The sequence below is a fragment of the Streptomyces sp. NPDC025793 genome (assembly GCF_055558375.1).
In genome coordinates, this window is record NZ_JBVHMR010000032.1 from 37,456 (window position 1) to 58,402 (window position 20,947).

At 70.2% G+C, this 20,947-nt stretch carries 16 protein-coding genes; 9 read left to right on the top strand and 7 right to left on the bottom strand.

Annotated features, from left to right (window positions below; genetic code table 11):
- Positions 1 to 260: 260 nt before the first annotated feature.
- Positions 261 to 3,113 carry a helix-turn-helix transcriptional regulator gene (locus ACZ4MF_RS37365; RefSeq protein WP_467497221.1) on the bottom strand — a complete coding sequence of 951 codons (2,853 nt, stop codon included), beginning with the start codon at positions 3,111 to 3,113 and terminating at the stop codon, positions 261 to 263.
- 157 nt (positions 3,114 to 3,270) lie between these two features.
- Here ACZ4MF_RS37365 and ACZ4MF_RS37370 point away from each other — a divergent pair, with 157 nt between their 5' ends.
- Entirely contained in the window at positions 3,271 to 4,806 is a 1,536-nt protein-coding gene (locus ACZ4MF_RS37370; RefSeq protein ID WP_467497223.1) for a 4-hydroxyphenylacetate 3-hydroxylase family protein, read from the top strand.
- 19 nt (positions 4,807 to 4,825) lie between these two features.
- Here the strand turns inward: ACZ4MF_RS37370 and ACZ4MF_RS37375 are convergent, their stop codons facing one another.
- The 4 genes from ACZ4MF_RS37375 to ACZ4MF_RS37390 form a co-directional block, all read right to left on the bottom strand.
- A complete protein-coding gene (locus ACZ4MF_RS37375; protein ID WP_467497224.1) occupies positions 4,826 to 7,045 on the bottom strand; it encodes a winged helix-turn-helix domain-containing protein in 2,220 nt (739 codons plus the stop codon).
- 134 nt (positions 7,046 to 7,179) lie between these two features.
- The gene (locus tag ACZ4MF_RS37380; RefSeq protein WP_467497226.1) at positions 7,180 to 7,668 is read right to left on the bottom strand and encodes a flavin reductase family protein; all 489 of its coding nucleotides are present in this window, start codon (positions 7,666 to 7,668) and stop codon (positions 7,180 to 7,182) included.
- Between the two features lie 106 nt (positions 7,669 to 7,774).
- Entirely contained in the window at positions 7,775 to 8,644 is an 870-nt protein-coding gene (locus tag ACZ4MF_RS37385) for a dioxygenase family protein (RefSeq protein WP_467497228.1), read from the bottom strand.
- Positions 8,637 to 9,770 carry a maleylacetate reductase gene (locus ACZ4MF_RS37390; RefSeq protein ID WP_467497230.1) on the bottom strand — a complete coding sequence of 378 codons (1,134 nt, stop codon included), beginning with the start codon at positions 9,768 to 9,770 and terminating at the stop codon, positions 8,637 to 8,639. Before ACZ4MF_RS37390 ends, ACZ4MF_RS37385 begins: the two co-directional genes overlap by 8 nt.
- A 698-nt stretch (positions 9,771 to 10,468) precedes the next feature.
- Here ACZ4MF_RS37390 and ACZ4MF_RS37395 point away from each other — a divergent pair.
- From ACZ4MF_RS37395 to ACZ4MF_RS37430, 8 genes are all read left to right on the top strand, one after another.
- Positions 10,469 to 11,329, top strand: coding sequence for a DMT family transporter (locus tag ACZ4MF_RS37395; protein ID WP_467497232.1), 861 nt, complete (start codon positions 10,469 to 10,471; stop codon positions 11,327 to 11,329).
- A 149-nt stretch (positions 11,330 to 11,478) separates the two neighbouring features.
- Complete coding sequence (locus ACZ4MF_RS37400; protein ID WP_467497272.1) at positions 11,479 to 12,234, top strand: CoA transferase subunit A; 756 nt, start codon at positions 11,479 to 11,481, stop codon at positions 12,232 to 12,234.
- Entirely contained in the window at positions 12,234 to 12,878 is a 645-nt protein-coding gene (locus ACZ4MF_RS37405; RefSeq protein WP_467497234.1) for a CoA transferase subunit B, read from the top strand. The genes ACZ4MF_RS37400 and ACZ4MF_RS37405 overlap by 1 nt, the downstream gene beginning before the upstream one ends.
- The gene (locus ACZ4MF_RS37410) at positions 12,875 to 14,077 is read left to right on the top strand and encodes a thiolase family protein (RefSeq protein ID WP_467497236.1); all 1,203 of its coding nucleotides are present in this window, start codon (positions 12,875 to 12,877) and stop codon (positions 14,075 to 14,077) included. Before ACZ4MF_RS37405 ends, ACZ4MF_RS37410 begins: the two co-directional genes overlap by 4 nt.
- A gap of 110 nt (positions 14,078 to 14,187) precedes the next feature.
- The gene (locus ACZ4MF_RS37415; RefSeq protein WP_467497274.1) at positions 14,188 to 16,356 is read left to right on the top strand and encodes a SpoIIE family protein phosphatase; all 2,169 of its coding nucleotides are present in this window, start codon (positions 14,188 to 14,190) and stop codon (positions 16,354 to 16,356) included.
- Between the two features lie 149 nt (positions 16,357 to 16,505).
- Entirely contained in the window at positions 16,506 to 17,126 is a 621-nt protein-coding gene (locus ACZ4MF_RS37420) for a TetR/AcrR family transcriptional regulator (protein WP_467497238.1), read from the top strand.
- Positions 17,123 to 17,878 (top strand): SDR family NAD(P)-dependent oxidoreductase, encoded by a 756-nt coding sequence (locus ACZ4MF_RS37425; protein WP_467497239.1) that lies wholly within the window; start codon positions 17,123 to 17,125, stop codon positions 17,876 to 17,878. Before ACZ4MF_RS37420 ends, ACZ4MF_RS37425 begins: the two co-directional genes overlap by 4 nt.
- Before the next feature lie 58 nt (positions 17,879 to 17,936).
- Positions 17,937 to 18,815 carry an ABC transporter substrate-binding protein gene (locus ACZ4MF_RS37430; protein WP_467497241.1) on the top strand — a complete coding sequence of 293 codons (879 nt, stop codon included), beginning with the start codon at positions 17,937 to 17,939 and terminating at the stop codon, positions 18,813 to 18,815.
- Positions 18,816 to 19,752: 937 nt separating this feature from the next.
- On the opposite strand, the gene ACZ4MF_RS37435 is transcribed toward ACZ4MF_RS37430, so the two are convergent.
- Together ACZ4MF_RS37435 and ACZ4MF_RS37440 are read right to left on the bottom strand one after the other, a co-directional pair.
- Positions 19,753 to 20,124: a nuclear transport factor 2 family protein gene (locus ACZ4MF_RS37435; RefSeq protein ID WP_030651808.1), complete on the bottom strand. Its 372-nt coding sequence runs from the start codon at positions 20,122 to 20,124 to the stop codon at positions 19,753 to 19,755.
- 32 nt (positions 20,125 to 20,156) lie between these two features.
- A complete protein-coding gene (locus ACZ4MF_RS37440) occupies positions 20,157 to 20,870 on the bottom strand; it encodes an SDR family NAD(P)-dependent oxidoreductase (protein WP_467497242.1) in 714 nt (237 codons plus the stop codon).
- Positions 20,871 to 20,947 lie beyond the last annotated feature (77 nt).

Below are 20,947 nucleotides of genomic sequence, written 5' to 3' on the forward strand. Positions count from 1 at the left end.
GGCCGCGGTTGACCATCCGTCCGCGACACGGGGGAAAGTCCTGCCACGCCGGTGCCCCTCCTCGAGTGCCTGGTACCCGGCCCGGTCTGCGCCGGGGGAACGACCCGGTCGGTCTCCGGGCTCAGCCGTCCGCTTGTGATCGGCTCGCTGACGGCGCCGTGCCTGGGGCACCGTCGCGACCAGCATCACTCGTACGTCAGGCGCCGGCATCGCCCATTCACGGGATCCTCGCCGCCGCGCCCCGCCGCCGCAGGCGTCGCTCAGTGCGCCCCGTCGGAGATGCCGCCCCGTTCGATCGCCAGCCGGGTCAGCTCGACTCGTGTGTTGATGCCGAGTTTGGTGAAGATGTGCTTCATATGCGTGTTGACGGTGTGCACGGACACGTAGAGCCGGTCGGCGATGGCCCGGTTGGTCAGGCCCTCCACGACGAGCGGAATGAGCTTCCGCTCGGACTCGGTCAGGCTCTCCCATCCCGGTGCGCCGGTCGTGTGGTGCCGTGGGGCAGCTGTGCGCACGCCGAACTGTCTGAGGCGCCGCATGATCCGTTCGTGATCGCGCAGGGCTCCGGAAGCCGACGCCAGCTCACCCGCCTCTTCGAAGTACGGGATCGCCGACGTGGTGTCGCCCGACGCGGCCACGAGATCCCCGAGGTCCTCGCAGACCGCGGCCAGGGCCAGCAGCCTGCCGGTGCTCCGGTAACCGGTGACGGCGGACTCAAGTGCACCCCGGTCGTTGTGGAGCAGGCCGTCCGCATGGGCACGGACGGTCCCGATGATCTGCTGGCTGTCGTCCTGTTCGGCGAGGGTGCGCAACGCGTCGGACACGGCCTGCGCGAGCGACCGGTCCTCGCCGCGGAGCGCCATGCGCGCGATCCCGGGCCAGTGGGACGGCGGCACCGCAAGCAGCTGTGTCGGCTCGGCGTCCGTGAAGCTGCCGCCCAGCGCCGCTGCCGCTGCGGCGTTCCGGCCCTCCGCGTCGGCCAGGCAGGCGCGCGCGATCGACACCCACAGGCCGAACCGCTGGGCGCTTGTGCCGGAACCGGCTTCGGCGGCGCGGAGCTGGTCCCTGGCTTTGGCGAGGTCACCGCGTCTGATCTCCACCAACGCCAGCACAGAGAGGGCCTGGGGATTCAGCTGGGTGATCTCGAGTTCGTCGGCCACCATGAGACTGGACTCGGCCTCCACGGCCGCGTCGTCCAGCGCCCCCTGTTCGAACAGCGTGCAGGCACGGCTCGCATGCCAGTGGGGAAGTGACCAGCCCAGGCCCAGCGCCTCCGCTTCGCGCTGCCCCTCCCGCAGCACCCGCTCGGTGTCCGCGAGCCGGTCGGTGGCGGTCAGCACCGTGGCCAGCCACAGCGCGGGAATCCGCGGAGGCCGCAGGTGGAGTACGCCGGACTCCGTGCCGGCGCGTGCCGTGGCCTCCTCGGCGAGCTCGAGGGCGCGGGCGAGACGCCCACGGTAGAAGAACGTCTGTGACTGGAACACCATGGCGCTGACGACGACGGCCGGGTCCTTGCTGCGGTAGGAGGCCTCGACCAGCCCGATGTCGGTCTGCTCGGCAGCGGTGATGTCCCCGAGGTACACGTGGCCCGTCGCCTTGGTCTTCAGCAGCCGTACCCGCAGGTCGGCCGGCAGCCCGGGAAGGGCCAGAGCCTGCTGGAGATGCGTCATCGCGGCGGCGTCGTCCCCCGCGGCCTGGTGGATCTCGGCGGCCACCAGGCGCAGACGCGCATCCTGGAGCGGCTCCAGCCGGTCCGACAGGGTGGCGTCGACCAGGTCGAGCGCCTGGTGGACCCGGCGGGTCCGGCCGAGGTACTCGGCGGCGTCGGTCAGCAGGGCGATGCGCCGCCGGTCGTGCAGGGGCAGCAGTCCGGCGATCTGCTGAGCCAGGTCCGCGGCCGCGTCGGGGGCGGACGAGGACAGTTCCCGTACCGCGGTGGTCAATGTGGTCACGGCGTCGTCGTCGACCGGGCCGCCCGACAGGACGACGTGCCAGGCCACCTCGGCCGATCGTGCCCCGATGCCACGCAGGATGTCGGCGGCCTCCCGGTGCAGAGCGGCCCGTACGGCCGGCGCCAGATTCTCGTGGACGGCCTGCCGCATGAGGTCGTGGCGGAACGCCAGTCGCGGGCCGTCGCCCGAGAGCAGACCGGCGTTCAGGGCCGCCTCGACGCCTGACAGCAGGCTGCCGACCGGCCTGCCGAGCATGCGGGCGGCCGTACCGAGGTCGAACTCCCGGCCGAGGACGGACCCGATCTGGAGCAGGCGCACGGCATCCTCCGGGAGCCGGTCCAGACGCGCGGCGACGCTCCGCCGGAAACCGACGGGAATGCCGTCGTGCAGCAGGCTCGCCACGCCCGCCTCCACTTTGACGGCGTCCGTGTCGGCGAAGGCGCGCACCAGTTCGATCGCCAGGAACGGATTGCCCGCGACGCCCCCCAGGAGCCGGGCCAGCCCGGGTGACGATTTCGCCCCGAGGACGTCGGCCGCGATGTGCTGCAGCTCCTGCTGCGGCAGGGGGCCGAGGGTCAGCCACCGGGCCCCGAGGTGTTCGAGGTCCTCCCGCACCCTGGCGACGGTCGGCCGCTCGGTCTCCGACCGTACCGCCAGCACCCACAGGATCCGCGAAGCCGCCAGTCTCCGGGGCAGGGTGCGGAGCAGCAGGAGCGTGGCCGGATCCGCCCACTGCGCATCGTCCACCAGCACGGCCACCGGGGCGCGCTGGGCACGGGTCTCCAGAGCGTCCGTGATGCTGTCCAGCAGCCACAGCCGCTGGTCGTCGGTGGCCGCGGCCGCTTGTTCGGAACCGTCGGATGGCTGCAGTGCGGACTGCAGGGCGGCTCCAGCGGCGTACTGGTCGAGTTCGTCGGCCCGTACGGACACCACGTCGAACCCGGACCGCCGTGCCATGTCGTCCAGCTCCGCGAGCAGCCGGCTCTTGCCGACGCCGGGTGCGCCTTCCACGACGACGCAGGCACCCCGTCCGCCACGCACCGCGTCCAGGGCCTCACGGGCAGCGGCCATCTCTCGGCCCCGTCCCCTGAGGCGCAGCCCGTTCATGGCCTGGTTCCCACGCCCGCCGGGCCGGTCGCCCGCGGGGTCTGTGCTGCGCATGGGGCCAGCATGCCGCACGGCCACATCCCCCTCAACGCCGGTTCCCGTGTGCTCGGCGCTTTCACCCGGGTGATTGTCGGTTCCGCGCCGTCCGCTCACCCCGTCGCGACGCATGGTTCGGGGCGTCCAGATCTGTTGCCCCCGAGAGGAACATGACGTGCGTACAGGCAAGGAATACCTGGCGGCACTGAACGACGGCCGCACGGTGTGGGTGGGTGACGAGCTCGTCGACAACGTGGCGACGCACCCCAGGACGAGGGCGTACGCCCGGAGCATCGCCGACTTCTACGATCTGCACCACCGTCCCGACCTCCAGGACGTCATGACGTTCCTGGACGAGGACGGTGTCCGGCGGTCCATGACGTGGTTCCAGCACCGCTCCAAGGAGGACCTGCTGCGCAAGCGGCGCTACCTGGAGACGGTGCAGCGGGAACTGGGCGGCGGGGCGATCCCGCGCACGCCGGATGTCAACAACTACGTCCTGCTGACCTACGTCGACGACCCGGAGCCCTGGAGCAGCCAGTCCGTCGGGACCGACGGGCGGGACCTCACCGGGGGGATCCTCGACTTCTGGAACGAGGTGCGGGACGGCGACCTCAACGCGACGCCGGCCTTCGTCGACCCGCAGGCGGACCGCTCGCGCGACTCCGCGCAGGCCCAGTCCCCCGCGCTGCGGGTGGTCGCCACCTCGGACGAGGGCATCACCGTGCGGGGTGTGAAGGCGATCAGCACCGGCGCGGCCTTCGGGGACTGGATCCACATCGGCGTCTTCTACCGCCCTGGCATCGTGTCGGAGCAGATCATCTACGGGGCGGTGAAGCCCAACACCCCCGGGGTCACCATCATCTGCCGCGAGAGCAACGTCCGCGACGGCGAGGAGGTGGAGCACCCGCTCGCCTCGCAGGGTGACGAGCTGGACAGCATCATCGTGTTCGAGGACGTACTCATCCCCTGGAACCGCGTCTTCCACATCGGCAACCCCGAGCACGCCTCGCTGTACCCGCAGCGCGTCTTCGACTGGCTGCACTACCACTCGCTGGTGCGTGCCATGGTGAAGGCCGAGCTGATGCTCGGTCTGGCCCTGCTGATCACCGAGCACATCGGCACCTATCAACTGCCCCCCGTCCAGGCCCGGGTCGCCCGATTCGCCGGCTTCCTCCAGACGCTCAAGGCACATGTGATCGCCTCGGAGGACGAAGGGTTCTTCACTCCTGGCGGCATCTACAAGCCGAACGTCCTGATGTTCGACTTCGGGCGGGCGTACTACATCGAGCACATCACCGACCTGACCCACGAGCTCATCGACCTGTCCGGTCGTGCCGCGCTCATCTATCCCACCGAGGGACAGTGGGAGCGGCCCGAACTGCGGCCGTGGCTGGCGGCGCTGCAGACCGGACCGGTCGGCAGGCCGCACGACCGGCTGAAGATCAGCCGCGTGATCCGCGACATGTTCCTGTCCGACTGGGGCGACCGCATCAGCGTCTTCGAGAACTTCAACGGCACGCCCCTGCTGGCCATTCGAAGCCTCACGATGAAGCGTGCCGAGATGTCCCCCACCGGCAGCATGGCGGACCTCGCGCGCAAGGTCTGCGGCATCGAGAGCGTGAGCAGCGACGGGCAGCCGGAGACCGCGTACCTGGCCCAGGCGGACTACGCCCGACGCCAGGACGCCTCTCGTCAGAACGCCTCGTAGCAGGATGCCGGGGCCCGGGTCAGAGCATGCCGCACTCCCGGGCCCTGGCGACCGCTGCGCTCCGGTCGTGCGCGCCGAGTTTGCGGAAGATCGCCCGTACCTGTGTCTTGACGGTGTTGTGGGACACATAGAACTCGGAAGCGATCTCACGCAGTGTCAGCGGACCGCACAGGGCACGGAGCACTCGGCGCTCCCCTAGCGACAGCTCCTGGGGGCCGGACACGACCAGCGGCACGACGGTGTCCTCGCCGACTCGCCGGAGCAGTTTCGTCAGTGCTCCTGGTGACTCGCACCGGGCCGCTACCCGCTCGGCCGCCGCACGGGCCTCCCCTGCGGCGGCCGTGTTGTGCCGAGCAGTGGCAAGTCGTGCCCGTGTGACGTGGTACCAGGCGTGCATCTGGGGTTCGCTGCCGGTCCCGGACGAGTCCGCCAGCGCCGCTTCCGCGTCGGCCAGGGTCCGGTCGGCCTCGTCGGCCCGTCCCTCATCGAGGAGCAGGCCGGCCCTGCCGATGTAGGCCGGCGCCGCGACGAAGTGCCGCTCCAAGCCGGCCGCCCCGGCCGCGTCCAGGGCTTCGTCGCTCAGCAAGCGCGCCGGATCGTGGCGTCCGGCCAGCAGGGCGCACAGCGCCCGCAGACCCAGCGCGCGGACGAGCGTCAGGCCGTGCCCGGCGGCATGCGCGTCACGGGTCGCCTCGCCGAGCAGCGCCTCGGCCTCCTCGTACCGCGAGGTCCACAGCAGAGCGGTACCGCGGGCCGTACAGGCCAGGGCACGCCAGGAAGTCAACGGGACCGTGCCGGCGAGGACGGTTTCGGCGACGCGGTCACCGGTCATGATCTCCCCCTGGAGCCAGCAGGCCACGGCCTGGGCGACGGCTGCCGCATCGGACACCGTGCTGCCCTCGCCGACCGTCTCCGCTCCCGGCTCCCTGAGCCGGACCACGTCCAGCCAGCGCCGGGCTGTTTCCGGAGCGCCCCTTGAGAGGTCCGCCATCGCCGCCACCACGCACAGTCTTGCGTCGGCGGCGACCGTGCGGGGCGGCAAGAGCTCAAGCCACCCCGCGACCTCCCGGCTGCGGCCTGCCGAGATCGCCTGTTCCCAGTCCTGGAGTATCGACGCGACGGCGGCGGCCTCGTCACCGCCCCGCACCCAGTGCCGTACGGCCGCGGTCGTCTCGCCATGCCGTGAGTACCACCGAGCCGCCGATCGGTGCAACGGTACGGCGGTCTCCGGCCCTTCGGATCCGAGGAGGTCGCAGAGCAGCGCGGACAGTGCGCGGTGACGCCGGTATACCGAGGGATCGGCGGCTGCCGGGACGAGCAGTTGGACGGTCCGTACGAGCTCACGCAGCAGTGCGCCCGCCCGGTCCCCGGCGAGGGCCCGGCACGGCCCGGCGCTCAGCTCCTCGAGCACGCTGGTGCGGAGCAGGAACCGGCGCTGTTCGGTGGTGAGCCGGTGGAGCACTTCGGCGGCCAGGTACTCGGTGACCGCTCGCCTGCCACGGGCCAGGCCGGCCCTCGTGTCGGCGTCGTCCGACGAGCGGGCGAGGGTACGGCCCATGATGCACACTCCCGCCGCCCACCCCTCGGTGGCCTCGTACAGCGCGCTCGACGTGTCCGGGGCCGGAGCGGACCCGAGCAGATCGGTGAGCACGGCGTGCGCCTCCTCGGGAGTGAAGGCCAGGTCGTGCTGGTCGAGTTCCGCGACCGCGCCCCGAACGCGCAGGGTCGGTACGGGTCCACCCGGTACGTGACGGGTCGACAGAATGACGCGGAAGCCCGGCGGAAGCCTTGCCAGGAAGTCCGAAAGGCTGCGGACCGCGTCGACGTCCGTGATCGATTCCACTCCGTCGAGGATCAGCGCGAGCGGTCCCTGTCCGTCCAGTCCGGTCACGAGGCTCGGCAGGATCTCCTCGAGCCACGCGTCGAGTGTCCACTCGCCGCAGTGGGGGTGGACGGGCAGTTCCGGTCGTACGTGCTGCAGTGCCCGCAGGATGCCGGCCCAGAGCCGGCCCGGGGCGTTGTCATACGCGTCCAGGCTGAGCCAGGCGCACACGCCACGAGTTCCGAGGCTTCGCGCCCACTCGGTCAGGAGCACCGTCTTTCCGGCACCGGCGGGCGCGGAGACCACCACCACGGGCTCGGCCGACGCGTCCAGCCGGCGCAGCAGCCGGGGGCGGGTCAGCAGGTGTGGGGGCTGGTCCGCAGGACGCAGCTTGAAGGTCGGCACGGAGCTGGTCATGGCACCTTCGGTGGAGTCGTCGGGAGGAGCGGAGCCCCCGGCGTCCGTGGCTCGCCTGCAGGAGCCGGACGCCGGGGGCCGTAGTGGGCCGGGTCAGGGGTACGGCAGCCTCCGTCGCGCCGCTGTCACCAGCGCTAGCAGGGGGGCCTGAGCGTGCCGAAGTCTCCGCCGAAGTGGAGCAGCGGCCGGCCTTCCACCCGGTGTTCGAAGTGGCGGACGTCGCCCACGAATATGGTGTGATCGCCGCCGGGCAGTGCCGCGGCGACGTCGCACACGACAGCCGCGATGGCGTCCTTCAGCACCGGCACGCCGTGGTCGTCGACGGTCTCCACATCCGCGAACTTGTCCGGCTTGGAAACGGCGAAGTTCCGCGCAAGGTGCTCGCTGTCCTCGCCGAGGACGTTGACGGCGAAGCGACCGTGCTCCGCGATCGCGGTTCGCGTGTACAGCTGGTTGCCGATACACACGATCAGTTGGAGCGGCTCGAGGGACAGCGCGGAGACGGCGCTCGCCGTCATGCCGATGGCCGTGCTGCCCGAGCGTGTGGTGATCACGCTGACGCCCGTGGCGAGTCGGCTCATCGTGGCGCGGAAGCCGAAGACCTTGTCGAGGGTTTCACTCATCTGAGGACCTCCGTGAATGCGGGGCCGAACCCCGCGGTGTGATGGAGTGTTCGACGTCGGCCGTCCTCGTGGATGACCGGCTCTCGTCGTGGTGGCGCCGTGGGGATCAGTCCGTGCCGAGGGGTTCGAGGACGAAGGTGTGACGCAGCAGGGTGTACGGCACCTCGGTCCTTCCCCGGTAGGGCCCGGCGTCGGCCGCGTACGTGTCGTAGCGCGCGATCAGCGACTGCCTTACGCCGAACACCGGATCGGTGTCCAGGTGCGGGTCGTTCGAGGGGAAGAGCATGGTGGTCACGCGCTGGAATCCCGGAGCCGCGATCAACAGGTGCACATGGGCGGGACGCATGAGCGACCTGCTGGTCGCGCTCATGAGTTCACCGACCGGGCCGTCACCGGGTATCGGGTAGCTGGACGGGCGAATGGAACGGAAACCGAAGTGCCCCGTCCCGTCGGTGCGGAACAGCGCGCGCATGGCCGGCTCGTCCAGGCCGGGCACCTCCATGTCGTAATGGCCGTCCGAGTCGCTGTGCCAGACGTCAACCGCCGCATCTGCGATCGGCGCTCCCTCGTGGTCCACGACCCGTCCCTCGAAGAACAGCGGGGTACCGGGCAGACCTCCGGAGATATCGGCGGCGTCTTCCTGCTGCGGCCGGTCCTCCCTGAAGTACGGGCCCAGCACGCTGTTCTGCGTGGCCTGGCTGGGGCGTCGGTTGGTCAGGGCGTCGACCAGCATGGTGACGCCGAGCACGTCGGACAGCAGGATGAACTCCTGACGCGTCGGGGTGCACGTCTGCCCGGTGCGCGTCAGGAAGTCGACTCCCCGGGACCATTCGTCCTGCGTCAGTTCGACGTCGCGGACGAAGGCGTGCAGGTGCCGCACCAGTGATTCCAGGATCTCGGCGACGCGAGAGTCCTTGGTCTCCCGCATGGTCGAGATCACGGCCTCGGTGATGGTGTCGCTGGTCAGATCACGCATGACGCGCTCCCGTGGTGGTCGAGTGGTCGGTCGCGGAATCGGTCCGGGGATGTCCGTCGCCGGGTGATGTGCACGGCTGCTGCCCTGCCCAGGCGCGGGCCAGGAGGGCGCGTACCGCCGTCCGTTCGACCGGTCGCGGGTTCCAGTAGCCGTCCCGCACGATGAGTTCGGCCGCCTGCTCGATGCCCGATTCCGGCATGCCGAGGTCCCGCAGTGCCCGGGGGACGCCGAGCCTTCCCGCGAAGTCGAAGAGACCGCTAGCGGCATCAACCGCCGACAGTGCCTTCGCGATGCGTGCCATTGCCTCGGGCGCCGCCGATGCGTTGTAGGCGACCACGTGCGGCAGGACGACAGCGTGGGTTTCGGCGTGCGGAAGCCCGAACGTGCCGCCCAGCACATGGCACACCTTGTGATGCAGGGCCATGCCCACCGTGCCCAGGCACGTGCCGGCCAGCCACGCCCCGTGCAGGGCGTCGGCCCGCGCCTCGCGGTCGTCCGGACGTTGTGCGACGACCGGGAGGGAGCGGATGAGAGATTCGAGCGCTTCACCGGCCATCAGAAAGGCGAGCGGGTCCCGGTCCTGTGCGTAGAGGGCCTCCACGGCGTGCGCCATCGCGTTGATGCCGCTGACCACCGATGCCGCCGGAGGAAACGTGAACGTCAGGTCGACGTCGTACACCACGGTCTTCGGCAGCACTTCCGGCAGTCGGCGGGTCGACTTCCGGCGCCCTTCGGTCTCTCCGAGGATCGGCGTCATCTCCGAGCCGGCGTACGTGGTGGGCAGCGCCAGCTGTGGCAACCCGGTCCGCAGGGCGACCGCCTTGCCGAGGCCGATCGTCGAGCCACCGCCGATGGCGAGGACCGAGTCCGCTCCCACGGTCCTGGCATACGCGACCGCCTTCTGCGTGACCTCGACGGGGGTGTGCGGAGCAGCTTCCGTGAAGGTTCCCACCGCCACCGTACCCAGTACGTCGTGTACCTCCGCTGCCTGGCCCGCTTGACCGGGTGTGCACAGAATGAGCACCCGACGGCATCCGAGGGCATCAGCCTCTTCAGGGATACGGCTGCGCGTACCGCTGCCGAAGACCACCTTGGTGATCTGTCCCCGATGCACGAATGTCTTCATGAGTATTTCCCCAGTCCCGCCGTCTGATTGGAAACAAGACTCTCGATGCTTGAATGACGGGGGTCAACGGAATCCGCGAGGGATAACGAGCACCGGCGGTGAAATACCTTGTTCGCGGGACAGGCGCCGCGCGTGGGCCTCCGGCTCTCGACGGATATCACCCATCTGCGGGATGCCGGAGGTGCCCAGGAACTGGGATGGTGCATCCGGAAGTCTGCCAGGCAGCCTATGCCTGTCGAAATCACCGAAACGACGTCCGATGGGTCCGCATTGACGCGCGGCGAGGGCTCACGCAAGGGAGCGTGCAAACCCAGGAATCCGGGCGCTTTTCGTGCGTTTCCCAGGCCAGGTGCCGGCAGTCCGGCACGCACCTGATCCACGGCTGAGATCCGGCCGTCGCCCCCACCCCGGGAAGCCGCCACTCGAGAGATCGCCGACATCGCGCAGACAGCCGTCGGCACAGTACTGCGCGAGTCCTCACCACGGCTGGTGATCGAGGTCACCCGGGACGACGGCGGCAGACGGGATGCACGCAGGGGCCATCGGTGTTCCAGGAGCGCATTGCACCCCCATTGACAGCCCTCCGACCCGGCGTCCGGGACAGCCCCGGGCCGGAGGGCGCGAGATCTTCACGCAGGGCCCTGAACGACACAGAGCGATCGATCATCGATCAATGCACTCGCCGACGGGAGACAACGATGCTGACCGTGCTGTCGCCGATCTTCGCTCTCCTCGCAGCTGCAACCAACGCTCTGGGAACGGTGATGCAGCGCCGGGCCGCCACCCTCGTCCCGCAGTCCAACGCTCTGCGCATCGGCCTCATGTGGGACCTGCTGCGCACCCCGGTCTGGCTGCTCGGCATAGGCGGCGTCGTCCTCTCGGCGATGTTCCAGGGCGCCGCGCTGGCCACCGGTGCGCTGGCGATCGTGCAGCCGCTCTTCATGCTGGAGTTGCCGTTCGTGCTGCTGCTCGCGAGCGTCGTCTTCGGGCGCCCGTTGCCCAGGGCCGGCTGGCTGCCCGTGGGCAGTATCGCCGTCGGCCTTGGCCTGGCGCTGTTCGCGGCAGCGCCGACCGGTGGCACTCTCCGGGTCCCTGCGGCCCGGTGGACGGCGGTGGGAACCTGCTGCCTGCTCGCCGTGGCGGTGCTGTGCAGCGTCGCGGTCAAGCTGCCCAACGGCCCTGGCCGCGCCGCATGCCTGGGATCGGCCGCCGCCGTCTCCTACTCCCTCACCGCCGCGCTCATGAAGTCCTCGACCATCGTCCTCAGCCGCCAGGGTATGAGTGCCTTCTTCGCCGCATGGCAGACCTATGCGTTCGCCGCTCTCGGCGTGTGCGCCCTGTTCCTGCTGGAGAACGCCATGCAGTCCGGACCACTGGTCGCCTCCCAGCCGGCCCTGACCCTCGGCGACACACTGGTGAGCCTGGCTCTCGGTGTCACGCTCTACGGGGAAAGGCTCCGTGGTGGCTGGTGGCTGACCCTGCAGGTATTCGGGCTCGCGCTGGTGGCGTACGGGGTGACCCGCCTGTCACGTCAGCATCTCATTCCCGCAAGGACGTGAAATACGTGTTCGGTGCGACAAAGGCCGGCAGCACAACCCTGGGATCGCAGCCAATATCGCCGATCTGCGGGATGGCCAAGTGCACCGTGGCCTCGGACCGTGGAATCAGGTCTGCAGAATTCACGCGAACATTTGAGGATCCGAAGCACATGGACAAATTGGTCAATACGGCCCTGGAGGCTGTGGCGGATGTGCCGGATGACGCGTCGTTGGCCGTGGGTGGGTTCGGGTTGAGTGGTGTGCCGAACGTGCTGATCCAGGCACTGTACGAGCGGGGCGTCGGCGGGTTGTCGGTCGTCTCGAACAACTGCGGGGCAATGGATTCGGGCCTGGCGGTACTGCTCTCGGCGGGCCGGATCGGACGGGTGACGGGATCGTATGTCGGGGCGAACAAGGAATTCGCGCGGCAGTACCTGGCCGGGGAGCTGGAGGTGGAGCTGATCCCGCAGGGCACGCTCGCCGAACGGCTGCGCGCCGGGGGTGCCGGCATTCCCGCGTTCTACACCCCGGCCGGGGTGGGCACGCAGGTCGCCGAGGGCGGACTGCCCTGGCGCTACGACGGCTCCGGCGGGGTCGCGCTGGCCTCGCCGGCCAAGGAGGTGCGGGACTTCGACGGCACCGAGTACGTGCTCGAGCACGGCATCCGCACCGATTTCGCACTGGTGCGGGCCGCGAAGGGCGACCGGCACGGGAACCTGGTGTTCCGCAAGTCCGCCCGCAACTTCAACCCCCTCGCGGCCATGGCCAGCAAGGTCACGATCGCGGAGGTGGAAGAACTGGTCGAGCCCGGCGAGATCGAGCCGGACGCGGTGCATCTGCCCGGCATCTTCGTCCAGCGGGTGCTGGTCCTTACCCCGGAGCAGGCGACGGACAAGAAGATCGAGCGGCGGACGGTGAGCAGCTGATGGCCTGGACTCGTGAGGAGATGGCTGCCCGCGCCGCGCGTGAGCTGTGCGACGGCCAGTACGTCAATCTCGGCATCGGCCTGCCCACGCTGATCCCGAACTACCTGCCGCCAGGGGTGGAGGTGATCCTGGAGTCGGAGAACGGCATCCTGGGCACCGGCCCCTACCCGGGTGAGGACGAGGTCGACCCGGATCTCGTCAACGCCGGGAAGGAGACCGTCACGGTCCTGCCAGGTGCTTCCTTCTTCGACTCGGCGCTGTCATTCTCGATGATCCGCGGCGGCCACATCGACGTCGCGGTGCTGGGTGCCATGCAGGTCTCCGAGCAAGGAGACCTGGCGAACTGGGCGATCCCCGGAAAGATGATCACGGGGATCGGCGGCGCCATGGACCTGGTCCACGGTGCCCGCACGGTCATCGTCGTCATGACCCACACCGCCAAGGACGGCTCGCCGAAGATCCTCACCGAGTGCGCGCTGCCGCTGACCGGAAGGCGCTGCGTGAACCGGATCATCACCGACCTCGGTGTCCTCGACGTCACCGACGAGGGGCTTGTGCTGGTCGAGTGCGCACCGGCCGTCGACGTCGAGGAGATCATCGCCAGGACCGACGCCAAGTTGACCGTCACGGAGGGCCTGCTATGAATCCCGTTTACATCGTCGACGCCGTGCGCACGCCGATCGGACGCTACAACGGCGGCCTGGCCTCCGTACGCCCCGACGACCTGGCCGCCCAAGTCGTCCGCGAACTTCTGGCCCGCATACCCCAGTTGGATCCCAAGCGTATCGAGGACGTGTACTTCGGCAACGCCAACGGCGCCGGCGAGGAGAACCGCAACGTCGCCCGCATGGCGGCGCTGCTCGCCGGCCTGCCCACCAGCGTGCCCGGGGCGACAGTCAACCGGCTGTGCGCCTCCGGACTCGAAGCCGTGATCCAGGCCGCCCGCGCCATCGCCGTCGGCGACGCCTCCATCGCCATCGCCGGCGGCGTCGAGTCCATGACCCGCGCCCCCTACGTGCTGCCCAAGAACGACAGGCCGTTCCCGGCGGCCCACGCCGAGCTGTACTCCACCACGCTGGGCTGGCGGATGGTGAACCCGGCGATGAACCCGCAATGGACCATCCCTCTGGGGGAGTCGGCTGAGCTGATCGCCGAAAAGCACGGGATCAGCCGAGAGCAGCAGGACGGGTTCGCCCTGCACAGCCATCAGAAGGCCGCCGCCGCCCAGGAAGAGGGCCTGTTCGAAGCCGAGTTGGCGGCCGTCCCCGTCCCGCAGCACAAGGGCGACCCCCAGCTGTTCGCGGCCGACGAGTGCGTGCGCCCCGACGCCTCCCTCGCCGCGATGGCGAAGCTGAAGCCGGCCTTCCGTACCAAAGACGGCACAGTGACGGCTGGTAACGCCTCCCCGCTCAACGACGGAGCCGCCGCCCTGCTGCTGGCCGACGAGGAGGGCGTGAAGGCCATCGGCCGCGAGCCGCTGGCCCGCGTCTGTGCGACCGGAGTGTCCGCGATCGACCCCGACTACTTCGGCCTCGCCCCCGTCGAAGCCGTCAACCGGGCCCTGGCCAAAGCCGGCCGGGCCTTCGCCGACCTCGACGTACTGGAGCTGAACGAAGCCTTCGCCGCCCAGGTCCTCGGCTGCCTCGCCGAGTGGCCCGAGTTCGACACGGCGATCCTCAACCCGCAGGGCGGCGCGATCGCGCTCGGCCACCCCCTCGGCGCCTCCGGCGCCCGCCTCGCCGGCACCGTCGCCCACCAGCTCGCCCGCCGCGGCACCGGCACCGGCGTGGCCACCCTCTGCATCGGCGTCGGCCAGGGACTCGCCCTCGTCCTCGAACGCTGACACGCACGGGACGGGCAGACCGTCGTGGGGAACAGCGGCCGTGACCGGGATCGGCAGCGGCTTCCGCGCGGGGGCGGCAGGTGCGGACGTACGGTACTGGTATGTGCGCCATGCGGGAAGGCGGCGCGGCGCAGCCCTACGGGCCCCACCCCCCTTCGCCCAGCCCCGGGTCGCTGCGCCGGGCCGAGCTGGACCGGCTGCTGGAGCTCGCCGTGCGCGACACGGGCGTGCACGCGGGAGCGGTCTTCCTGCTGGCGTCCGACGGGCAGACCCTGCGGCTGGAGGTGACCGCAGGGATGCCGGCGGAGTATCTCGCGCCCTGGTTCGGGGTGGCGCTGTCGAGCCGCTTTCCCGTGACCGACGCGGTGCGCGAGCGGCGGCTCGTCTGGCTCGGCGACCCGGAGGAGCTCGCCCGTCGCTACCCCCGCACGGCGATCGCCCTGCCCTACCACCATGCGGTGGCCGTGGCGCCGCTCCTCACCGGCACGACGGTCTGGGGCGCACTGCTGCTGTTCTGGCCCGGCGCCGGCTCCACCCGTGCCGACGGCCCGAGCCCTGAACGGGTCCGTGCCGCCGGTCGGCGTCTGGGACGGTTCCTGCGCGACGCCGCCGGCACCGGCCATGCCGTCGGTCCGGGACCCACACCCCGCACCCTGACGCAGCCGCCCGCCCGCAAGCGGGGGCCCGCCGAGGCGCTCGCCGCGGCCGACTTCGTCGAACGGCTGCCCTGGGGCAGCTGCTCCCTCGACCTCGAAGGCACGTTCACCTACGTCAGCGCCACAGCCGCCGCCCTGCTGGGCGCGAGCAGCCCCGACGAACTGATCGGCACTCGCCCATGGCGGTCCTTGCCCTGGTGCGCCGACCCGGCCTTCGAGGACCACTTCCGCGCTGCCGTGGTCAGCCGGAAGCCCGGCCACTACACCGCCATGCACCCGCCGGACCAATGGCTCGCATTCGAGCTCTACCCCGACGACTCGGGGGTGAGCGTCCGTATATCGCCCACCGGTCCGGGCGGGGACTCGCAGCCGGCGCCCACCGGGACGGAGACGTTCCGGGGCGAGCCGATCCGCCTGGGCGAGGTCTACCGGGTACTGCACCTGGCCGCCGCCCTCTCCGAAACCGTGGGCGTCTCAGACGTGGTCGATCTCGTCACCGAGGAAATGCTGCCGGCGTTCGGAGCCCGGACCGTCGCCCTGCTCGCGGCCGAGGACGGCAGAATGCGGGTCATCGGCCGCAGGGGCTACAACCCCTCGCTGCTCCAGCACTTCGACGGGGTGCCGCTGACCCACCCGGCCCCCGCGGTCCGGGTCCTCGCCACCGGCGTGCCCAGCTTCTACGCCTCCTTCGACGAGCTGTCCCGGGCCTACCCGCCCGCCCCGCACCAGAAGGGTCTGCATGCCTGGGCGTTTCTGCCGCTGATCGCCTCCGGGCGCCCGGTGGGCTCGTGCGTGTTCGCCTTCGACCGGCCCCACCCCTTTCCCGACCAGCAGCGGGTCGTCTTCATCGCGCTCGCGGGCCTGATCGCGCAGGCGCTGGAACGGGCCCGCCTGTACGACACCAGCAACGAACTCGCCAAGACCCTGCAGGCGTCCCTGCTCCCCGACTCGCTGCCCGACCTTCCCGGACTGGATGTGGCGGCCCGATATCTGCCCAGCGTCCGCGGCATGGACATCGGCGGCGACTTCTACGACTTGGTCCGGGTCGACGACACCACCGCCGCCGCGGTCATCGGAGACGTCCAGGGCCACAACGTCAACGCCGCCGCGCTCATGGGCCGGGTGCGCCCCGCCATCCGCTCGCACGCCGCGTCGGGGGCCACGCCGTCACAGGCCCTCGCACAGGCCAACCGCCAGCTGGTCGCCATGGACCCGGGACGCTTCGTCAGTTGCCTCTACGCCCATCTCGACCTCGCACACCGCCGAGCCGTCCTCGCCACCGCCGGCCATCCCCCGCCCGTTCTGCGTCGCCCGGACGGCCACGCCGAGATCCTTCGGCTCTCACCCGGCGTGCTGCTCGGCATCGACCCCGACGCGGACTATCCCGCCACCGAGATCCCGCTGACCCCCGGCACCGTCCTCGCCCTGTACACCGACGGCCTCGTCGAGACTCCCGGGGTCGACATGGACGACGCCATGTCAGGGCTCGCCACCCAGCTCGCCCGGGCCTCGGCCCAACCCATGGACCGACTCGCCACGACCCTGATCGACCATGCACGGCAGACCGCGCCCCGGACGGACGACATCGCGCTGCTGCTCATCGGGCTTGCCACCGCCGGATAGCGCGCGCCTCCGGCTGGGCTTGCACGGCAGGCACTGCGGGCGCACGGCCTGCCTTGACAGCGCAGGGACCGAGGGCAACGATGGGAACCATGGAAACGAATTCAGTTTCTTCAGTTTCCCCCAGTGACGAGCGGCGTGCGGACCTGATCGTGGAGGCGGCCGGCCGGCTGTTCTTCGGGTCGGGTTTCGCGCGGGTGAGCATGGACGATCTCGCTCGTGAGCTCGGGATGAGCAAGAAGACGATCTACCGTCATTTCCCGGACAAGCGCAGCCTGCTGGCCGCGGTGCTGGACCGCCAGTTCGCCGCGGTGGAGCGCACGCTGGTGGCGGCGACCGAGGACGCAGCAGGGCAGCCGTTCGCTGTGCGGGTGCAGCGGTTCCTGATCGCGGCGGGCGGTGAGCTCGGACGGATCGGCGCGCCTCAGCTCGCGACCGGGCGGGGCGACGCGATGCTGCGCCAGTACGTGGAGCAGCGTGTGGACGCGGTGGTCTACCAGCGGCTCGACGAGCTGTTCCGGGAGGGACACCGGCAGGGCTTGCTGCCGGCGCCACCCGAGCTGCTGAGTGAGATCACCCGCGGCGCGTTGGAGCGGCTGCTCATGTCGGAGTTGCCGCGCGATCTGGAGTGGACCGCGGCCGATCTGCTGCGGGCGACCGTCGACACCGTGCTGTACGGGGCGATCCGCCCGACAGGCCAGGGCGTCGACGACGAACAACCCCGGGCGGTCATCCCGACGGCCCGCGACGACGAGCAGGAGGTGGGCCCATGACCGGGACAACCGGCAGGGTGGCATTGGTGACGGGGGCCAGCAGCGGAATCGGCGCGGCCACGGCGCGACTTCTGGCCGCGCGAGGAATGCGCGTGGTGGTCAACTACCTCCGCAACACCAAGGCGGCCGAGGAGGTCGTGGCCGACATCGAGGCCGCAGGCGGCCAGGCCATGGCCCTTCAGGCCGACGTGCGCGAGGAGGCGGCCGTCGAGAGCATGGTCGGACAGGTCCAGGCGGTTTGGGGCGGCATCGACGTGCTCGTGCACAACGCGCTCATCCCGTATGCGGTCAAGCCGTTCCAGGACATGACGTGGGAAGAACTGGGCGGCAAGATCGACGCCGAGATGCATGCGGCATTCGCGGTCACCAAAGCCGCACTGCCCACGATGACCGAACGAGGGTGGGGACGCCTCATCTACATCGGCACCGGACTCAGCCGCCTGCCTCGGGCGGGCATGATCGCGCTGGGCGTTTCCAAGGCCGCACTCGAGCAGTTCGCCCGGTATCTCGCCCAGGAACTCGGCCCGCAGGGCATCACGGTCAACGTCGTCTCGCCCGGCCCGGTGGAGTCCCGCACCGCCGATGCCGTGCTCGACGACGCGACGAGGCAGCGGCAGGTGGCCGCCACCCCCTTGGGCCGCCTGGCTCACCCGGCCGACGTCGCCCAAGCGGTCGCCTTCTACGCCGCCGAGGACAACTCCTTCATGACCGGTACCACGGCCGCGGTCAACGGCGGCATGGCCATGTACTGACGCCCCGCTGACCTCCGCACACGCGGCCGAACCCTTAAACGATCAAGGAAAGACGTTCATGCACACGATCGACCTGGCCTACGTCGGACGGGGCCTACACGAAGAACTCGCCGCCTACATCGCCGACCAGCAGGACTACTACGCCGAGGAAGGTGTCCACGTCGCGCTGCGCGACGGCTGCACCTGGGACGTGGAACGGCTGCGCCGCTGCGCCACCATCGGGCTCGGCCGGGCACTGCTGTCGCGACTGACCGACGGCACCCCGTGGGTCGCACTCAGTGTCAACACCCAACGCCCGCTGTTCTGGTTCCTCGCCCGCCCCGGCCTGACCTCCCTGGCCGACCTGGCCGGGCGACGGCTGGCGGTCCACGCCCCGCACACCCCGCCCGGCGCATTCGCCCGGATCGTGCTGCGAAAGGCCGGCCTCGACCCGGACCGCGACGTGAAGACCATCGTCCGCTCGCCCGGCGACTACGGCATGGACCTGCGCCGGCTCAACGACGGCAGTATCGACGCCGCCTACGTCGGCAGCACCATGGCACCGGAGGCGGTGGCCGCCGAGCACGGCTGGCAGGTGCTGGCCTGGGTCGGCGACCACTTCCAGATTCCCACCGTGGGCGTGGCCGTCGACCCGACCTTCATCTCACCGGACGACCCCGCGGTCCAGGCGGTCGTACGAGCCCACCGGCGCGCCCTTCAGGTGATTCACGACGACCCCGACACCACGGTGCGCCACATGCAGACGTTCCTCGGCGGACAGACCGCGGAAGAAGCCCGAGCCCACTACGACACGTTCATCGCGCCGTACTTCACCACGGACGGCCAAGCCGACCTCGCTGTCGGCGACAAGGCGATCACCGCGGTCGCCGCCGAACTCGGCGTTCCCGCCGGCGTCAGCGCGGCCGATTTCTACCACACCGGGGCCACCACAGCCTAGGCATCAGGACCTGTGGAACGACACCGGCGGCGCCTATGCGGCAGTTATGGCACGTGATCCTATCCATCGGAGCTCTCCCGGCGCCTTGGCTTTGTCGGTGCGACGTGGTCGAAGGCGTCGCTCCACAAGGGATGTGGTCGCTCAACTCGTAGTCGGACGACGGTCTGACCGTGTCCCGCACCGACAACGCCGAATGACGAATGACGGCGTTCTTCACTGCGGAGTCGCAGTCGCGCACCGGTCGACCAGTGCCCCAAGTCGTGGAAATCGGGCTCATCTATCGCCGACGTGATCACGGCTTGCGCCCTCGACGAGGGTCCCCGCTCCTCATCGGCGAGGGCGGCCGGCGTCGACGTGCAGAAGCCCGTCGCAGCGTGCAGCGGATCCCGGCCCCTGCCAGGAACTGTTCCGCCGTCCGGTGGTCGCGGGCGTTGAGGTAGGTGGCGGTGGGCGAAGCGCGGCACGGGACACGTACAGGACCCGGTCCACACCGGCCGCGATCGCCGACTCGACCGCGGTGGCGTGTTCCTTGAGTGGGCGCCCCGTGCGGTGGTCGGGAGACCAGGACGAGGGTCGACGCGCCCTCGAGAGCCGTGCGCATGGCCGAGTCGTCGGCATAAGCGGGCGGCCCCGTCCAGGGGCGTTCGGTTCGGGATGCGCTCCGGGCTGCGTCCTACGAGGAGTTGGCGAACGCCAGAGTCAGTGAGTCGGGCCGCGATCCGGTTGTCCTGCGCCCCTGTCACTCCGAGACTCGGGCCGCGGAGAAGGAGCCGCTGGCACGCTTCCGCAGTGGGAGAAGGCGTCGCTGACAGCGCAGGTACGCCACACCGGTCACCCCGCTCAGGGGGCACGGTGCGGCGCAACCCGGGTGCGAAGCGCCCGTTGAGCGGGCGCCGACATGCGCCAGAGGCGAGGTCGGTTGATCTGGCCGAACAGGCTAGTCCAGGCGGGATACCTGATAGTGGCCGATGGACCAGTCGTCCCCTGTGCGGACGACGAGGACGGAGAGTTTCACGTCCAGCGGGGGCCGGTCCGTGAACGAGAACTCGACGGCGAGGTAGCCGAGGACGAGGTCGTCGGCGTGCCGCCTGGTCTCGAGGATCCGGTATGCCGCCTTCATGCCGAGGGGCTGGGAGTCGTAGTAGTCGGCGACGCCCTGGCGTCCGACGCTGTAGGGGTGCAGCCCCTGGAAGACGGCGTCCTCGGTGAAGAGGGCGGCGACGCGGTCGGGCTGGTGCGCGTCGACCGCGGCCTTCCACTGGTCGAGCACTCCGCTCAGGATCTCCGCGTCGTCGGTCGTGGCGGTCATGTCCACTCCTTGGTCCAAGACTCGGTGTACGGTCAGTGTCCGGCGCTCATGCCGCCGTCGACGTGCAGGATCTCGCCGGTGACGAACGGCGCCGTCTCCAGGAAGAGCACTCCGTCGACGATGTCGCTCACTTCACCCATCCGGCCGACCGGGTGCAGGGCGGCGAGGAACTCGTGGGTCTCCTCGGGGTGCATGGGGGTCTTGATGGTGCCGGGCGACACGGCGTTGACGCGGATGCCTCGGGTGGCGTACTCGATCGCCAGGGACTTGGTCGCGGACTGCAGGCCACCCTTGGTCAGCGAGGCGAGGACGGAGGGGACCCGGGCGTCCGCACTGTCCACCAGGCTGGTGGTGACGCTCACGATGTGCCCACCGCCCTGGGCGAGCAGGTGCGGGAGGGCCTGCTGGGTGAGGTGGAAGAAGCCGGCGACGTTGATGCCGGTCACGCTGGCGTAGTCCTCGGCCGTGTAGTCGGTGAAGGACTTCGCGACGAAGATGCCCGCGTTGTTGACCACGGTGTCGATACGGCCGAACCGCTCGAGTGCCGCGGTGACGACCCGCTCGGCGGTCGCCGGCTCGGCGATGTCGCCCTGAACGGTCAGGACGTCGGCGTCGTCGGCGGGGGCGATGGTGCGCGAGGTGGCGACGATGCCGTAGCCGAGCTTGCGGTAGCCCTGGACGAGGGCGGCGCCGATGCCCTGCGAGGCGCCGGTGATGATCGCGACCTTCTGGTGCTGTGTGCTCATGCTGACCTTCTCCAAGGACGATGACCGATCACTAACCGACCGGTCGACTATTCGACCGTAGGCCCGGCGGTTCGGCA

What these genes read in the sequence shown, in the direction of transcription:
- ACZ4MF_RS37395 (WP_467497232.1), top strand. Translation starts at nt 10,469, where the DNA reads ATGCTGACCGTGCTGTCGCCGATCTTCGCTCTCCTCGCAGCTGCAACC.
- ACZ4MF_RS37425 (WP_467497239.1), top strand. Translation starts at nt 17,123, where the DNA reads ATGACCGGGACAACCGGCAGGGTGGCATTGGTGACGGGGGCCAGCAGC.
- ACZ4MF_RS37430 (WP_467497241.1), top strand. Translation starts at nt 17,937, where the DNA reads ATGCACACGATCGACCTGGCCTACGTCGGACGGGGCCTACACGAAGAA.
- ACZ4MF_RS37380 (WP_467497226.1), bottom strand. Translation starts at nt 7,668, where the DNA reads ATGAGTGAAACCCTCGACAAGGTCTTCGGCTTCCGCGCCACGATGAGC.
- ACZ4MF_RS37405 (WP_467497234.1), top strand. Translation starts at nt 12,234, where the DNA reads ATGGCCTGGACTCGTGAGGAGATGGCTGCCCGCGCCGCGCGTGAGCTG.
- ACZ4MF_RS37400 (WP_467497272.1), top strand. Translation starts at nt 11,479, where the DNA reads ATGGACAAATTGGTCAATACGGCCCTGGAGGCTGTGGCGGATGTGCCG.
- ACZ4MF_RS37435 (WP_030651808.1), bottom strand. Translation starts at nt 20,124, where the DNA reads ATGACCGCCACGACCGACGACGCGGAGATCCTGAGCGGAGTGCTCGAC.
- ACZ4MF_RS37410 (WP_467497236.1), top strand. Translation starts at nt 12,875, where the DNA reads ATGAATCCCGTTTACATCGTCGACGCCGTGCGCACGCCGATCGGACGC.
- ACZ4MF_RS37415 (WP_467497274.1), top strand. Translation starts at nt 14,188, where the DNA reads ATGCGGGAAGGCGGCGCGGCGCAGCCCTACGGGCCCCACCCCCCTTCG.
- ACZ4MF_RS37440 (WP_467497242.1), bottom strand. Translation starts at nt 20,870, where the DNA reads ATGAGCACACAGCACCAGAAGGTCGCGATCATCACCGGCGCCTCGCAG.
- ACZ4MF_RS37385 (WP_467497228.1), bottom strand. Translation starts at nt 8,644, where the DNA reads ATGCGTGATCTGACCAGCGACACCATCACCGAGGCCGTGATCTCGACC.
- ACZ4MF_RS37375 (WP_467497224.1), bottom strand. Translation starts at nt 7,045, where the DNA reads ATGACCAGCTCCGTGCCGACCTTCAAGCTGCGTCCTGCGGACCAGCCC.
- ACZ4MF_RS37390 (WP_467497230.1), bottom strand. Translation starts at nt 9,770, where the DNA reads ATGAAGACATTCGTGCATCGGGGACAGATCACCAAGGTGGTCTTCGGC.
- ACZ4MF_RS37365 (WP_467497221.1), bottom strand. Translation starts at nt 3,113, where the DNA reads ATGCGCAGCACAGACCCCGCGGGCGACCGGCCCGGCGGGCGTGGGAAC.